General features: G+C 50.3%; 12 protein-coding genes. All 12 read right to left on the bottom strand.

Annotation, left to right across the window (positions count from 1 at the left end; all coding sequences use genetic code 11):
* Window positions 1-43: 43 nt before the first annotated feature.
* The 12 genes from GGC63_RS24120 to GGC63_RS24065 all read right to left on the bottom strand — a co-directional run bounded on the left by GGC63_RS24120 (window position 44) and on the right by GGC63_RS24065 (window position 16,705).
* The gene (locus GGC63_RS24120; protein ID WP_192704494.1) at window positions 44-3,187 is read right to left on the bottom strand and encodes an efflux RND transporter permease subunit; all 3,144 of its coding nucleotides are present in this window, start codon (window positions 3,185-3,187) and stop codon (window positions 44-46) included.
* Window positions 3,184-5,391 carry an efflux RND transporter periplasmic adaptor subunit gene (locus tag GGC63_RS24115; RefSeq protein WP_192704493.1) on the bottom strand — a complete coding sequence of 736 codons (2,208 nt, stop codon included), beginning with the start codon at window positions 5,389-5,391 and terminating at the stop codon, window positions 3,184-3,186. Before GGC63_RS24115 ends, GGC63_RS24120 begins: the two co-directional genes overlap by 4 nt.
* Before the next feature lie 501 nt (window positions 5,392-5,892).
* Complete coding sequence (locus GGC63_RS24110; RefSeq protein ID WP_192704525.1) at window positions 5,893-6,342, bottom strand: L,D-transpeptidase; 450 nt, start codon at window positions 6,340-6,342, stop codon at window positions 5,893-5,895.
* A 185-nt stretch (window positions 6,343-6,527) separates the two neighbouring features.
* Window positions 6,528-7,373 (bottom strand): carbohydrate ABC transporter permease, encoded by an 846-nt coding sequence (locus tag GGC63_RS24105; protein ID WP_192704492.1) that lies wholly within the window; start codon window positions 7,371-7,373, stop codon window positions 6,528-6,530.
* A gap of 18 nt (window positions 7,374-7,391) precedes the next feature.
* Window positions 7,392-8,285, bottom strand: a complete 894-nt coding sequence (locus tag GGC63_RS24100; protein WP_192704491.1) for a carbohydrate ABC transporter permease — start codon at window positions 8,283-8,285, stop codon at window positions 7,392-7,394.
* Between the two features lie 84 nt (window positions 8,286-8,369).
* Window positions 8,370-9,746: an extracellular solute-binding protein gene (locus GGC63_RS24095; RefSeq protein WP_192704524.1), complete on the bottom strand. Its 1,377-nt coding sequence runs from the start codon at window positions 9,744-9,746 to the stop codon at window positions 8,370-8,372.
* 304 nt (window positions 9,747-10,050) lie between these two features.
* Window positions 10,051-10,851, bottom strand: coding sequence for a helix-turn-helix transcriptional regulator (locus tag GGC63_RS24090; protein WP_192704490.1), 801 nt, complete (start codon window positions 10,849-10,851; stop codon window positions 10,051-10,053).
* Between the two features lie 442 nt (window positions 10,852-11,293).
* Window positions 11,294-12,115, bottom strand: coding sequence for a sugar phosphate isomerase/epimerase family protein (locus GGC63_RS24085; protein WP_192704489.1), 822 nt, complete (start codon window positions 12,113-12,115; stop codon window positions 11,294-11,296).
* A gap of 380 nt (window positions 12,116-12,495) precedes the next feature.
* On the bottom strand, window positions 12,496-13,656 hold the full coding sequence (locus GGC63_RS24080; protein WP_192704488.1) for a dihydrodipicolinate synthase family protein: 1,161 nt from the start codon (window positions 13,654-13,656) through the stop codon (window positions 12,496-12,498).
* Between the two features lie 12 nt (window positions 13,657-13,668).
* Window positions 13,669-14,859, bottom strand: a complete 1,191-nt coding sequence (locus tag GGC63_RS24075; RefSeq protein ID WP_192704487.1) for a Gfo/Idh/MocA family protein — start codon at window positions 14,857-14,859, stop codon at window positions 13,669-13,671.
* Window positions 14,860-15,321: 462 nt separating this feature from the next.
* A complete protein-coding gene (locus GGC63_RS24070; protein WP_192704486.1) occupies window positions 15,322-15,822 on the bottom strand; it encodes a DinB family protein in 501 nt (166 codons plus the stop codon).
* Between the two features lie 100 nt (window positions 15,823-15,922).
* On the bottom strand, window positions 15,923-16,705 hold the full coding sequence (locus GGC63_RS24065) for a squalene/phytoene synthase family protein (RefSeq protein ID WP_192704485.1): 783 nt from the start codon (window positions 16,703-16,705) through the stop codon (window positions 15,923-15,925).
* Between the last annotated feature and the right edge of the window lie 191 nt (window positions 16,706-16,896).

Genomic DNA, 16,896 nt, shown 5'->3' with positions numbered 1-16,896 from the left:
CACACTCTCCTCCATTATAGGGAATCTTGTATGTACCCTGCTGCTACGAAATGTTCGTATTATCGGCTGGCAGAGCTGGAGGGGTTTTACGTTTGAATTTACTACGTATCGAATCCATCATGCCGTCCATCAATGTATAAACTACAGGAACAAGAAGCAAGGTGACCATTGTGGATAACGTCAAGCCGAAGGCCACTACGGTTGCCATGGAGGCTTGAGCTTCCGCGCCTTCCCCGAAACCGATGACAAGAGGCAGCATGGCAAGAACCGTTGTACCCGTCGTCATCAAAATAGGTCTTAACCGGATTCGTCCCGCTTCAATCAGGGCATCGAACAGGGTGTAGCCTCTTTTTCTCAGCTGATTCGTATAATCGACAAGAACAATGGCATTGTTGACCACAATCCCCATCAGCATGATCATCCCCATGACCGAGTTCATGTTAATGGTTCGGTTGGTCAGGTACAAACCTAGAATCGCACCGATAAACGTCGGCGGCAAAGAAAACATAATAATGAAAGGACCGTATAACGATTCAAATTGGCTTGCCATGACCATGTACACCAGTACAACCGACAGCCCCAGCATTAAATACAAGCTCTTAAACGTGTCGTTCGATTCGCTCTTGGACGTCAAGCTGATCGAGTACCCGTCAGGAGGCTGAATCGTATCCAACCGTTCTTGGACCACCTTCTCCACATCGCCGATAGCTGCACCGGATACAGAGGCTTGAACCGTAGTTAACCGCTGCTGGTTAATATGGCGAATTTGCGCCGGGCTTGATCCCGGTGTGACTTTTGCAATGGCGCTTACCGGAATTTGCGCTCCCGATGATGTGTTCAGGACCACTTGATTCAAGTTCTCCAGGTTGTTCGTAAATTCCGTCGGATATTTGACAAGGACGGAAATTTGGGCGTCTCCCGTCTTGAAGTTGGTTGCCACAGAGCCTTGATAAGCCGTTCTGATGGCTGTCATGACCTCACGAACGGAAATGCCGTAATAGGCAGCCGCATCGCGGTCAATGGTCATATCGTACGCCGGTATGCTGCGCTCCATCGTATTTTGGACACTGCGCAGGGTTGGGATATTGCGCAGCTCTTCTGCAACCATATCGCCAAGCTTGCTTAACACGGTCATGTCCGGCCCGTTCAGGTTTACCGTAATGTCGGCTCCGCCGCCTCCGCCAAGACCGGGCAATCGGACTGAGGAACGGCTGTTAACCGAAATCTGCGCTCCCGGGTTCCCTTGAGTCATATTGCGGATCTGCTCAACGATCTGCTCTGTCTTCAGCTTCCGTTCGTCTATCGGCTTCAAGGTGACGCTGATATTCGCCGAGTTGGTTGCCGAGCTTTGGAAAGCTCCTCCGCCGGCGCTGCCGACTGTGGTAAAAATCGTTTCGATATCATCAATGCTCTTGATTTGCTCTTCGATTTTGCTGGTCAGAGCGTTCGTGATCTCGAACTTGGTTCCTTGAGCCAAACTGATATTAATGTTCAGCTGCCCTTCATCCGATCTCGGCATCATCTCGGTACCGACGAATTTAGCCAGATATACGCTGCCTCCCAGCATCCCGACAGTGATAAGGATAATAACCCACCGATGTCCGAGCGACCAGCGCAGCAAGCCGATATAGCCTTTGGTGAACCGGTTCATGCCGCGGCCGAACCAGACAGCCGGGTTATAGGAACGCCCTTCTGGCAGAGATTCGTCATGATGCTTGGTCAAAATTTTGGCTGCCAGCATCGGCACCAGGGTAATTGCCGCGAACAATGCGGCAATATGGGAAAAGCTGACGGTTAACGCCATCGGAACGAAGAAATTTTTAATCATCCCGTCAATGAACACGGTTGGTGCAAATACGGCAATCTGTGCCAAAGCCGACGCCAGTACGGCGGTTCCCACTTCGGCTGTTCCCTTTTTGGCCGCTTCTGCAGGAGGAAGCCCCTCCTCTTTCTTCCTGTAGATGCTCTCGAGAACGACGACGGCAAAATCCACAAGGGAGCCCAAGCCTAGCGCCAGGCCGCCCAGGGTTATCGTATTGATCGTCTGATGCGAGAAATACATCATACTGAACGTACTGATAACCGATATCGGAATGACAACGCCGATAATCAATGTAGCGCGGATACTGTTCAGGAACAGCATCAGAATAATGATGGAGAATACAGCTCCCAGGAGCGTATGCTCGATAACCGTATTGATAGAGCTCTTAATAAATTTGGATGAATCATTAAGAACGGCGAGTTTCACGCCGTCGGGAAGCTTGCTCTGAATATCCGCCATGGCGGCCCGGATATTATCAGCTACCTTCACCGTGTTGCCGTCCGATTGCTTCAACACCGACAATCCGACGCTCTGCTCCCCGTTGCGGCGGGAATCATAAGTAATATCCTGGTACGTATCAATAATCTTGCCTAGCTCGCCCAGCTCCATGGACTGGCCTCTCGACAGCTGCACACGTACCTTCTCGATTTCAGCGGTCGATTTGAATTCCCCGCTGATTCTTAACGGTACGAGCTGATCCCCTTTATAGACGAGCCCGGCATCCATAGACTGGTTGTCATTGCTTAAAGCTTGGGTAACCTGGTTGAACGTAATGCCGTACTGAGTCAGCTTGTTCTGGTCAACCAGCAATTGAATTTGCCGTACCCGTCCTCCGCTGACGCCGACCGAAGCAACGCCTTCCACACGCTGTACGGCGGGGCTGACAACGTTATCGGCCAAATCGCGCAGCGTGATTAAGTCGACATCCTTGCCGTACAGCGATAAGCTCAATATCGGCTGGCTGTTCGGATCCGCCTTGGATACTACAGGAGCGTCCGCATCGGCCGGCAGCTGCCTCCTGACCCGGTCCAAGCGGTCCCGCATCGCCAAGGTCGCTTCGCTAATATCCGTCCCGAAGTTGAACTGCACCGTGACGTTACTGCTTCCGGTTCGTGAGTTCGAGGTAACCGATGAAACGTTGGCTATCGTGGCCATGGAGGCTTCAACACGCTTGGTAACCTGATTCTCCACTTGTCCCGGCGAAGCCCCCGGCCAGCTCACGGATACCGTGGCCGTCGGAATCTCCATATTAGGATACAAATCTACGGGCAATAACGGCGCCGCGATCGATCCCAATATCGTTAAAGCAATCATAATCATCAGTATCGTGACGGGACGATTGACTGAAAAATTCGCTAAATTCACTGACCGCCACCTGCTCCCGTTGGACCGGCTGTACCGCCATTCGAATTAGCGGGACGATTCGTCGGAGCCTGCTCTTTCGAAGTCTCCCCCTGCTCCTTCGCTTTTTCGCCTTGAGGCTTGTCTCCCTGCTTTTTCTCCTCTTGCTTCTCCTGCTTTTTGTCTGTTTGCGCAGGTTTATCGCCCTCGGCCGGCTTGTCTCCTTGCGCCGGTTTGTCGCCCTGGGCAGGCTTGCTATTTTGCTGGCCTGGCTGATTGGTCTGTTGACCTTGCTGTTTTTGACCATTGGGTTGGCCCTGCTGGCCTTGTGGTCTTTGCCCTTGCTGGCCTTGTTGGCCCTGCTGACCCTGCGGCTTCTGTCCGTTCGTCTGGCCTTCCTGGCCTGGCTGTACTACTTGAACGCTCGCTTTATCAGACAACAGCTCCTGACCCTTCACTACGAGCTCGTCTCCCTCGCTTAATCCGCTTGTAACTTCAAACTGGGAGCTGGTCATCGTTCCGATCTTCACGGTTACCTTCTTCGCCTTGCCGTCTTTTACAATAAATGCGGCGGTCCCGTTCGGCTGGCTCAATACGGCATCTGCCGGCACCATGATGGATTGCCGCCCTTCACTCTTCAGGCTGGAGGTGGCAAACATGCCGGGGAGCAGCTCTCCCTTTGGATCGTCAATTTTAATATCCACCCCGTAAGCTTTGGTAACGGAGTCAAGGGTAGGACGAATCGCGCTTACAACGCCGTCAAATGTTTTGTTCAAAGTAGGAACATTAACCTTCATTTCCATCCCTTTTTTAATTTTTCCGATGCTGGATTCCGGAATATTTACCGTTGCCTGCGTCGGATTCAAGGCAGCTATGGAAATGATATTGCCGTTGTTGCCCGCATTTTGACCCACTGGGGTATTGATTGCGGTTACAACTCCATCCACTGGCGATACCAAAACCCCATCCTGCAGCTGTTCATTCAATATTCTCAAGCTCGATGCGGCCTGCTCATATTGCGCAGAGCTGACGGCTATGGCATCGGTGGACTTGGCCGATTGTAGAGCCTGCTCCGACTGCGCAACCTGCGCTTTGCTGACATTCAGGCTAAGCTCCTGAGTCGATTGGGCGTTCGCAAGCGAAAGCTGATCCTTCTGAAGCGACTGCTGGTTGGATTCCAGAATCACCGACAGCGTGTTCTGCGCATTCGCCAAGGTGATCGTGTCCCGATTTAGCTGCTCCTGTGCAATTTGAACCGTCTGTGAGTTTTGAGCCGCTTGCAAGTCTCCTTGCGCCTTAAGCAAAGCAGAGGTCGCTGAAGTTAAAGCGCTTGGGGTTGTTTGCTGCGCTTGATCCAAATCCAGCTGAGCCTGCTGAAGCTTTTGAAGCGCATTCTCAACATCCGTTGTTTTGGAGGCGGACGCTTCTTTCACATTCTTATAATTAATGATGGCCTGTTGAAGCTTTAACTGCAGGGAATCCAAAGTGTTATTAGAGTTCACTTGCGAAGTCTGGATGCTGTCCTGCTGGGCGTTCAACGTATTTTGTGCGTTAGTAAGATTCGTATTATATGTAGTAATTGCATTATTCAAGCTTTGCTGAGAGATGGCTACCTGCTGTTTGGCGGTTGCAATAGCATTCTGCTGATCATTCAATGCCTTGTTATAGTTTGCCTGCGATATGGCAACCTGCTGCTTGGCTGCAGCTACGGCATTCTGCTGGTCGACTATCGCCTTCTCGAGGTTTGCTTTTTGAACAGCCAGCTGTTTCTCAGCAGTTGCCACGCTGTTTGCTTGATCGTTGGTCGTCCTCTGAAGCTGCGCTGCGCTGACAGCCAGTGCGCTCTCCGACTGAGCGATCTGCTGCTGGAGCTGCGTCGTATCGATCTGGGCCAACGGATCCCCTGTCTTGACCCGGTCACCCGGCTTGACCATAATATCGGTTACACGCCCGGCTACACGAGAAGAAACATTGGTTGTGTACTGTGGGGTAATCGAGCCCGTGAAAACTTGTCCGCCGCCTACATCGGATTTCTTGACGACAATCGTTTCTACAGGGAACTGTCTCGCATTGCCACCGCCGCCTCTCTGCGATGTCGGGGCACCTGATTGTCCTGTCTTCGGACTCCCCCAGTTTGTGAAGGTAGCGCCTACAACCGCGATGATAGCAATTACCGCAATCGCGGCAACCACCCACTTTTTGGATACATTCTGGATCCACCTGATCATTCCCATACCTCCATGTATTCATGCCCGTCTTCCTCCAAGGATCTGCTCCTGCAAAGAGGAGGCCTTGCTGCCAAGGCCAACGAAACAAGGTGCTCGATGCATCAGATATCATCAACTTAGCGCACATTCATGATGAAACTATGATATAAATGTGAAAAAAGTGTAAAAAAAAGGACACATTTGAACCTTTTACAATAGCATTAGGTTCCCATATGTCCTTTACCAAAGCTTATAAATAAAAAGAACCCCTTTCGGAGTTCTTTTCGCGGTGAATTGATTTTTGAATGTTGCCTCGATCCTTCCAAAAGCCGGTGATTACCTCATTCACCTTATTGCAGTACTTGTACTACACTAACGTGTCTTTGGCACATCCCTCCGCTTCTATCTGGAGTCTACCACAATATTCCCGGAATGCTTCGTTGAAACGTTCAACGGAACCACACCTCTCTTTTCACCGCTAACTATATTATCACCCGATGGTTATTGTTCTATTCATCGCTTTTATTTTTCTTTTATAAGAACTTTGGTTCCCAGCGGGATATGCCGGTACAACCACTCGACATCCCGATTATGCATACGGACACAGCCTGATGAGGCATGGCTCCCTATGGAATAAGGACGGTTGGTTCCGTGAATTCCGTACATGTAACCTCCGGTCCCGGGAACACTTAAACCAAGCCATCGGGTCCCTAGAGGGTTCTGGGGATGACCTCCGGGAATTTTCTTGCGAACGTAATAGGGCTTTACGATTTTGGTGACAATATGAAATTCGCCGACTGGTGTCAAGTCCTTTCTCCTCCCTGTTGCGACGGAGAAATAATAATGGGGGCGCCCATTCACGAAGACGATCAAGGTGTTATTTTTCTTATTGATTTCAATATATACCCCTTCCTCTTGGAGGGCTTCCAAAGGAACGGCGGATGGAGCCGCCGAAGTGTTCCCGGGACCCATCCCCGACAAGCTGAGAAACAAGCAGATGATAACGAGAACCGGTGTTTTAATAAGCCTCAATAGAACCTCATCCTTTGCCTATTATGCACGGTTATTGTTCTCTTTCGCATCCGCGGATATGTATGGCCATACGAAATGGAACTGCGCCGTGTTATCGCCCTTCCCCCAAATCGCATGGACTTCTTCTATTTAATAGCTCCCGCCGTGATTCCTCCGGCAATCTGTCTTTGAAACAGCACATAGAACACCAGAACGGGCAGCATCGAAATCAATAATGCGGCGAAGAGCGGCCCCCATTCCGTCCGGTACTGCATCTCCCCTTGCATAATGGCTATGCCGACCGGCAATGTATATTTGGCTGGGTCGTTAATAAAAACGGTCCCCATGATGTATTCGTTCCAAATATTGAGCACGTTCATAATACTTACCGATATGATCCCTGGTCGAGCCAAAGGTAGCATGATCTGGAAAAAGGTGCGGTAATGGCTTGCCCCGTCAATGAAGGCCGCCTCCTCCATTTCTCTGGGAAGCGACTTAAAGAACCCGACCAGTACGAATACCCCAAAAGGCAGCGCTCCCATTCCATAAACCAGACTCAGTCCAAATAAACTGTTAATCAAATGCAGATCATTCAATAAAAAGAACAGCGGGATCAACCCGAGGATCATTGGAATCATCATAGAGGCCATATAGGCGGTGTACAGCAAGCCGCTGCCTCTGAATGTATATCTGGCCAAGACATAAGCGGTGGTTGCGGCCAGCAATGCGGCCAAAATCGTGCTTAAGACCGTCACCAGCAAGGAATTCAGAAAATATCCTCCGATATGGTATTTTTCCCATACATAAGAATAGTTCGACCACACAAGCGGGAGCTTCGGCAAATCCCACGGCTTACCCTGCATAAACTGCGCATTATCCTTTAATGCACCAAGCACCGTCCATACTAAGGGGTACAAAACACATACGGTCCATATTGCTAATATCAGCTTCATGCAAAATCCGAGCAGCGGGCTCCTGATCTCAGTTCTCATGCCGTATCCCCTTTCCTTCTAGGTGATCTCTATCACATCGCGCCTCATTAATCGCTGCAGCGCTATGGTCGTAATCAGCGAAAGCACGAGAATAAGAACGCCAATCGCTGCGGCATATCCCATATGAAACTGCTTGAAGCCCATCTGGTATAAATAAGAGCCCATAACCTGCGTAGCGTTATCGGGGCCGCCTTCGGTCATGATCGTTACGATGATGAAGGAGCCGTTCAAGGTCGTCATAGCAATCGATAAAATGGACACCTTCAGCTGCTCCCAAATAAGCGGCAGCGTCACGTGCCAGAACTGCTCCCATTGGGATGCGCCGTCGATTTCGGCCGCTTCATACAAAGCGTCAGATATGCTCAAGATCGCAGCGATCAGCAAAATCATATAAAAACCGATCCCTGCCCAAATCGTCGGGGGCAACAGCGACCACATGGCGAACCGCTCGTCACCGAGCCAAGGAATATTCACCGGCTCGCTTGAAAATAGCGATAGGAATGAATTCAAAAACCCAAGGTTCGGGTTATACACATACCTCCATAGCACACCGATGACGACAACCGAAATAACATTCGGAAAAAAGAAGATGACGCGAAAAAATGCAGCCCTTCGAATGGGAAAGCGGGTTAATGCTACTGCGAACAGGGTCGCCAAAAGCATGATGCCGATCACTTTCCAAAACACCAGAAAATAATCGTTGTAAATGGCTGTACGTATGACAGGATCAGCAATCAGATCACGAAAATTTTGCAGGCCGATGAAATCCATATGCTCCGAGCTTCCGGACCAATCATACAAGCTGATATAGATTCCCTTAACAATCGGGTACACCGTAAATACGCAGAACAACAGCAATGTCGGAAGGATAAACGATGCGACAAACAACGTTCTTTTGGTTTTGGCGCTCATGATCGTTACCAGCCTTTTCTGATTATGGTTCGGGCGGGAAGGAAGGAGCCTAATTAGCCCCTCTTTCCCCCCTTTGAAAAACGATTATTTACTTGCCCTTGCTTTCTCTGCAGCCTTTTCCAAACGGTCCGCCCATTCCGCAGGTGTGATCTTGCTCGTAGTCAATGCCACAATCGCATCGTTTCTCGCTTTTTCCACGTCAGCAGGCAGCACGACCTCCGGAGCGACAACCGTATTAGGCGAATTGTAATATTTCATAGCGGATTTCACGACATTGCTTGCTTTGGACGATTCCAGATCCGCCTTCACATTCATAAGCGCACCGGTTAATTCCGCCCATCGTACCGCATGCTGCTTGGTGAACAGGAATTGGATGAACGCTTTGGCAGCCTCCGGATTTTTTGCCTTTTTGGCTACCGCAATCGTGCTTGTATACGGAATGGCGATATACTTGCCGCCCTTCTCTTGCGAGATGGAAGGAATGAAGCCAAAATCAAAGCCCTGCGGAATGTCCTTCTTCATCTCGTTTTCCAGCCATAATCCATTAGGAATAAAGGCCGCCTTATGCTGGAGCCATAATGCTTGGGAATCCGTATGGTTAAGGGAAACGGAGCCCGGATCGATAAAGCCTTTGTCGCGCAGCTGAACTATCTTATCCAAAGCCTTCATGACGGGCTCGCTCTTGAAAATGCCTGGCTCGAGAGAAGCGACCTTTTTCAAAATCGATGCATCATCTTTATTAGCCGATACGGTGGCCGAATCGAGCAAACCTCCCGCAATATAGTACGGGTACACCCCTGTATGAATATACGGCATCATGCCAGAGGCTTTGATTTTGCCGGATACGGCAAGGAAGCTTTCAAAATCCTTTGGCTCCTCCCATCCGTTTTTCGTAAATAACGCCTTGTCATAAAAGGTCCCCCACGAGCCGAACACGAGCGGAACCGTATGGTTTTTACCCGGCTCGTACTCCTCCGGCTTCGATATGAGAAGATCGGACAGCTTCTCCCCGTCGGCATTTTTCAAGTCCTTAAGCCAATCCGTTATGTCCAGTAATTGATCATCTTTCACCATTTGCCTTGCATTAGCCCCTGCTCCATCAATATAGACAAAATCGGGCGGGTTGCCTTGGATCCAGCGAGGCTTCATTTGGTCATTAATTTTGGCTCCGGCGGATTCTTTAATTTTCAGATCAGGGTATTTCTTTTGAAATTCCGCTATCATTTCCTTCCACCATGCGTCGCCATACCCGCCGACAAAGTATTGAATCTCAAAATCACCCGTCAGCTTTTTATCGGAAGACGCTGTACTATTGCTTGGGGCGGCACTCACCGCCGGTTTGGCGTCCGTGCCCGGCTTCGTATTCCCCCCGGAAGGCTGTGCGGCCGGTGCCCCGCAGCCCGCTGCTGACAGTACGAACGTTCCCGCCAAAGCCCAATGTAACCACTTCTTTTTTTTCATCATCATACCTCGCTCCCTTTTCACTTCATGAAATGGACCCAAGAACCTCTCATCGGACAAGCAAAAAAGGGCATAGTCAGGGGATCTATACAGTTCCCCATAACTAATGCCCTCGAAAGGTAACACGTTATGTGATGAAAGTGTTCATTTGTCGTCTATACTATAGCACCTGAAATTACGGAACGTCAAGAAGGATTTAAAAATTTGATTCGTATCCTTAGTCATTGTAAGGACTGGATTGAAATCGCTTCCACATTGATTATACTCTTTCTCGGTCCGGCAGGTAAAGCATGAATTTCCATGATTATTGCAGATCGGCCGCGGAAGTAAGCAGCTGCTGTCTGTATTTATTCGGCGACATGTTCATGGCCATTTTGAAGGTCCTATAAAACGTGGGCAGCGACTCGTAACCGACTTCAAAGCATATGGAGGCAATATCTTTATCCGATTCGGCAAGCAGCTTCTTGGCAAGTCCCATCCTTACCTCCGCCAAATATTGCATAGGGGTCATCTGATATTCCTTCTTAAAGATTTTGTTCATCTGACGAATGCTAATGCCCAGCTTGCCGCTGAGCTCTTCTGAAGTCACCGGTTCGTAATAATGCAGGTCGATGTAATTCCGGATCCGTTCCGCTCTTAAACCGTTGGCATCCTGCACCTGCTTGGATTCCTTGGCACGAACCATCAGCAAATAAATGTCCTGAATTAAGTTATGCATAGCCCAGCTGCTAAGCGGATCCGCCTGCTTCTGTTCGAACAATAGCTTTCTAAGCATCAGCCGCATTTCGCTTGCGTGAAAGGCATTCAGCTTTAGGAGCTCGGATCGGGTGAACCTGTATGGCTTCCACTCTTGATGCAGACCATTCTGCTCCAGATCGTCAAACGCGAGAACGAGCAGCGTCAAATGTGAATCGGAAGAGACGGCATGTCTGGATCGAGGGTAGATGTATGCCGCATTATCTTGTTCAAAAGCATATTGCTGCCCATCAAGCCAAATACTGCCTTCGCCTTCAATGGCGTATAAAATCTGCACATTATCGTGATGATGAATTTTGATTTCATAGCTTTCCTGATGCTTGCTTTCGTACAAATGAATACCAATCATTGTCAAAGCCCGCCTTGTGAGCGTATTCAACCGATGGAAGATTCACCTCCGCATCGTTGTTACCCTATTTTACCGTGTTTGCCTGACGGCAACAAGCCGAGTGCCTGAATCGCAAACATCCCTCAGCTGACAGGAGCTGAAGGATAACTGCTTGAATTCCGTTATTTGATTCTCCTCAATGGGGGATGCTTGCGCTTGCCGGTGAATAACCCGAATAACCATTTTCTTTCCCGCTTCTTATGCCTCTGGACCTTCGTTCCCACTTGTTCATCAGCCGGAACGTCGGACTCAGGCCAAAAATATTGACATACGAAATCCGCATCCATCGGTTAGGACACCGCCTTCAAAAGAAAGATCGTTCCTTGCACCTTGTACTTTGGCGAATACGAAATCCATCATCCGTTGCGTGGAGAGATCATTATAATCAAGAAAAGGCCGGATATTACACGTGCTTGATAAATCGATCCTTCGTTAACGCGAAGACATCATCCCCGCTCATATCCCAAATGGTCCGGTTGAAAATCTCAACCTCAATGGGGCCATGATACCCAGCGGCTTCGACAGCGCTCCGCATCCGGCGTAAATCAATAACCCCGTCCCCCATCATTCCGCGACCCATCAACAAATCCGGTGTCGGAACAATCCAATCGGAGACATGAAAGCCTAATATGCGCCCGCTGGCTCTGGAGATTTGTGCGTACAACTCCGGGTCCCACCATACATGGAAGGCGTCGACGACGACACCGCATTGCTCAGGGCTGTACTGCTCTGCAATCGTATTCGCCTGGGCCAGTGTATTGATGACGGAGCGTTCGGCCGCGTACATCGGATGAAGCGGCTCGATCGCCAGCTTGATTCCGCAGGATTGCGCGTACGGCATCAGCTGGGCAATGCCGTCCTCCACCATCTGCCTGGCAGCCGCGATATCTTTATCGGGTGCAGGCCCGCAGACCAGCACCAGCACTTCCGCCCCAAGCTCGGCTGCCTCGTCAACGGCTCTACGGTTATCATCAATACGCGCCTGACGCTCCGCCGCGGTCGCTGCCGGGAACATTCCTCCCCGGCAAAGGCTGGACACCCGCAAGCCCGCATTTTGAACAAGCCGCTTGCTTTCCGCCAGCCCGGTTTCGGCGACTTTATGGCGCCATAATGCGATCCAGGGCACTTCAGCCCGGGCGCAGCAGTCTACAACCTCCGGCAGGCTTAGCCGGTCGGCTGTTATTTGATTAAAGCTTAACCGCTCTATAGTTTGCATTGGTTCCATGGGGTTACCTCCTTAGAGTTTTTACGAAGTAAAAACTAACTTCGTAAGCATAAGCTGAGTTTTTACGGAGTAAAAACTTACTTCGTAAGCGGAGTCTGTTGAAAAAAACATAAAGCCTAAACTATTGCCAATATGCTCCAGTGGGGTATACCCCTCCAGCCGCTATTGAAACCCGCGAAAGGTGATTATTTTTTTGTGGTATTTTCACGGGTTTCAAAGGCGGACGTAAACTCCTCCGAGGCATACCCCACCTCCTTATGTAGCATAGTTCAGGCAAAACAGTTCTTTTCAACAGCCTATTCTTACTCCGTAAGCATTTCGATAAGTAAGAGCTTCCCCCCGTTATCCTGGGTAACCGGAGTAGCCCTTGCTTACGACATTCAGATTCCAGCGAGAGTCAACACATTGCGCATCCGTTCGGCAGCCAAATCCGGATTGACCAGCAAGCCTGCTTTGTCCGCCAGCACGAACAGCTCCGACAGATGAACGACGGATCTGGCTCCCTCGGCTCCGCCGATCATCCGGAAGTGGTTTTGATGCCCGTTCAAATAAGCCATAAATACAATGCCGGTTTTATAAGCATAGGTCGGCTTCTGGAAGATATGCCTTGACAAGGCTACCGTTGGCTCCAGCAGCGCATTATAGCGCGCTTCGTCCCCGTTATCCAACGCATGAATCGCTGCCGCCGCCGCAGGAGCGATGGCGTCGAAGATTCCGAGCAGAGCGTGGCTGTAGCCTTGCTCGTCCCCGCGAATGAGCGTCGGGTAATTAAAATCGTCCCCTGTGTACATTTTTACCTGAGGCGGAAGCAGCCGGCGCATCCGGATCTCCTTCTCGTCATCCAGCAGGGAAATCTTAATCCCGTCCACCTTGTCGGCATGGGAACGAATCACCTTCAGACACACTTCCATGGCCGCGTCCAAATCGCGCTCTCCCCAATACCCGGCTAATGCGGGGTCGAACATATCCCCGAGCCAGTGAAGAATGACAGGCTTGGATACCTGGCTCAATATTCGTCCATAGACCCGTTCATAATCCTCCGGCCCCTTGGCGCAAGCAGCCAAAGCGCGGCTCGCCATAAGAATAACCTGCCCTCCAAGCCCTTCCACGAAGGCTACCTGCTCCTCATAAGCTTGCTCCACCTGCTCCAGCGTTACCTGCGGCCCCGGAGCCAGATGATCGGTACCCGCTCCGCATGCAATTCTGCCCTGTACGGCTTGAGCTTCGGCAATAGAACGGCTGATAAGCTCCTTGGCTCGGTACCAATCAAGCCCCATGCCTCTTTGTGCCGTATCCATCGCCTCGGCGACCGAAAGTCCAAGGGACCATAAATGACGGCGATAAGCCAAAGTGGCCTCCCAATCGATCTGAGCTTGATTCAAGGGATCCGCATCGGCAAATGGATCACAAACTACATGGGCGGCCGAGAACGCGATGCGGCTTTTCAGCGGACCTTTGGGCAATTCGATTGGTGCCGATTGTCCCGGCGTATAAGAATAAAGCGAGCCCCCTACACGGGGGAGCTGCAATAGACGGCTCATCTCGGTTCCTCCTTATCGTTTCGCTGAAGCCAGCTGATCCTGGGAGACGGTGTCAAGCTTCAGTTCAGGTACGTCCAGCCAGCGGCGCTCTTCCCAAGAACGCAAGCCTAATTCAGCCAGCTGCGTTCCCTTGGCTCCCTCCAGCAGATCCCAAGGGAATGGCGTATCGGCTACGACATGCTTCAAGAACAGCTCCCACTGCACTTTAAATCCGTTATCAAACAGCTGATTGTCAGGTACCTCCTGCCATTGCTCCTCGAATTTGAACGGATTCGGAATATCCGGATTCCATACCGGCTTAGGTGTATTAACGCGGTGCTGAACCTTGCAATCGCGCAGACCGGCTACAGCGCTGCCCTCCGTACCGTCGACTTGAATCGTGAGCAGGTCATCTCTGTTCACGCGAACCGCCCAGGAGGAATTGGCCTGAACCACGATGCCGCCCTCAAGCTCGAAGGTCGCATACGCCGCATCGTCAGCGGTACATTCATAGGTATTTCCCTGTTCATCGACGCGCTCAGGAATATGAGTCACTCCCAGGCAAGATACCGAACGGACTTCGCCGAATAAATTATCCAGCACATATCTCCAGTGAGCGAACATATCGACGATAATGCCGCCGCCGTCTTCTTTGCGGTAGTTCCAGGAAGGTCTTTGCGCTTGCTGCCAATCCCCTTCAAACACCCAATAGCCGAATTCCATGCGGACCGACAGGATTCTGCCGAAGTAGCCCGAATCCACCAATCTTTTCAGCTTCAGCAGTCCTGGGAGGAACAGCTTATCCTGAACGACCCCGTTTTTAAGTCCTGCCGAGCGGACGAGCTTCGCCAGCTCTAGCGACTCCTCCAGGTTAGTAGCCGTCGGCTTCTCACAATAAATATGTTTACCGGCCGCAACTGCTTGACGAATGCTTTCGGCGCGGTGTACGGTCGTTTGGGAATCAAAATAAATTGTATTGGCAGGGTCTGCCAGGCATCCGGCCAGATCGGTGCTCCAGCGCGTCAACCCGTGGGCTTCTGCTAACGCTTTCAATTTATGCTCCTGACGTCCCACCAAGATAGGGTCCGGCATGATGACATCCCCGTTAGGCAGAGTCACGCCTCCCTGTTTACGAATCGCGAGAATGGATCGGATCAAATGCTGATTCGTCCCCATACGTCCTGTAACCCCGTTCATAATGATGCCAACATTGTGCACTGTCATTTGTTTAATCCCCTCTCCATTCATGGTTTTGGTATGTTGGATCCACCATTTGCTGCATGGAACCTTCTATAGTTCATACTAGTTGGAAATCACACTTTAGTCTTATCACTTTTAGAACCGGATTCTAACTATTGGAACCGATTCCGACAAAGTCCTCCAATAAAAATAACCCCGCAGGAGCGGGGCCAGATTGTCGAGAAACCTATAAGGCTTGAACTATTGCTAATATACTACGGTGGGGTATGTCCCTCCAGCCGCTGTTGAAACCCGTGAAAAGGGATCAGATTTAGTGGTATTTTCACGGGTTTCAAAGGCGGACGTAAACTCTTCCGAGGAATACCCCACCTCCATATTTAGCAAAGTTCTCGCAAAACTAGGTTTCTCGACAGACTCACCCCGCAGGAGCGGGGCTATGATTTCGAAGCCAATATTCGAACCGGAACTTTTTATACAGATATGTCCTCAGGAATACCAGAACAAGGCATATTCCGTCATTACCGAGGCATGACCCATTTGACGCAGCATGGCCGTCAGATTGCCGCGGTGGTATGTGCCGTGATTGACAACCTGCAGGACGATTTCCGAGTAGCTCGTATCCCGAACACCCGCATACGGGTTATCAAGCGTGATTGTTTCTTCCATATTATCTAGAGAGTCCAGGACAGATGCGAATCGCGATGCCAGCTCGGCGTACAAGGATTCCATTTCCAGTACCGTCTTCCCGTACATTTGCTCCTGCAGGGGCAGGGTCAGGGCTAGAGCGTCCGGCATGCTTTTCCCGCTCAATATGTGAAGCCAGCAGAGATCCACGGTATAAATATGGGAGATGACTTTGGACACAGAGCTGAATACGCTTTGTATTTCCCTTGTATACACATCCTCCGGAAGCTCCTTTAAGCGGTTAAGCATCGTTTGATTCGCCCATACGTGATAGTCGTACATTTTTCTTGCTTGATTTTCCATAAAATATCGTCTCCCTTTATATACCTAATATATTTGCGTTTATCCTAATAATAAAGCAGCTACCCTGACAACAGTCTGTCAGGGTAGCTGCAAGTTTTTTTTAGTTCATCACGCGGCTGACAATCTTAAGCACCGCATCTCTCGTCAATTTACTTCCTCCGGCAGATAACAGATTCATGGTTGCATGGGCAAGCGCCAGTGGAATTTTGCAAAACTTTAATGCCGGACCTTCCTTCAGGTCTGCTACGTAGGAGTCGGCGATCTCCAGGTTCCGCCGCGTATACTGCTGCATTTCCTTGAAATCCCAGCCGTCCGGGTAAAAGTCGACGCCGCGTTCAAGATCTTCTTTCCTGTTGCGAAGAATATTTACGGCCTGCAATCCTCTGCCGAAAGCCACGGCCTTATGAAGATCCGACGGCGTACCGTCATACCACAGCCACAGCTCGGACAGCATCTCCCCTACCATACCTGCCACACTATAGGTATACCGGTCCAGGTCTTCCTCCGTTTGAATGCTCCAGCCGTTTTGAACCCAATCGGCCATTTGATGGGACATTTTGCCGATATAGGGGACAATAACCGGTAAAGCTGTAGCAGGACACAGCCGTACCCATTCATCCAGCTGGACGGTGACCTCCGGTAGCTTGTCCCGATGCGGGGCCATAACCTTCTGTACCTCTTCCGGGATGGTACCGGATTGGAATGCATCCCGTACCCCGAGCAATAATTGGACCTTTAACGTATCCGGTAACTGCTCGTGATCTTCAATCTCATCGATGGCTCTCATGCAAAGATACGCAGATGTTACCGCTTCCTTCAAACCTGCTTCCAAGGTGCTGATCGGAATATAAAAAGTACGGCTTGTTTTTTTCAACATGGTCATTGCATCATTAAGGACGATATTATTGATAAGTGCTCCCTCCAAGTATGCGCTTAGCTATTCTCTGTTTGTTAGCATTTATTCAATGATATCACAAAATCATACAGCCAAGCCAAACAAGATTGCATTTTCCGGCAGGATGAACCTGTCAATTTCACAAAACCGAAAAACTTCCGCAAACGACAGCCCCCTGC

It is taken from the genome of Paenibacillus sp. OAS669 (genome assembly GCF_014873645.1).
Lineage (GTDB): Bacteria > Bacillota > Bacilli > Paenibacillales > NBRC-103111 > Paenibacillus_S > Paenibacillus_S vulneris.
The sequence above is the reverse complement of the archived record's forward strand: the minus strand, read 5'-3'. Positions and strand labels throughout refer to the sequence as shown.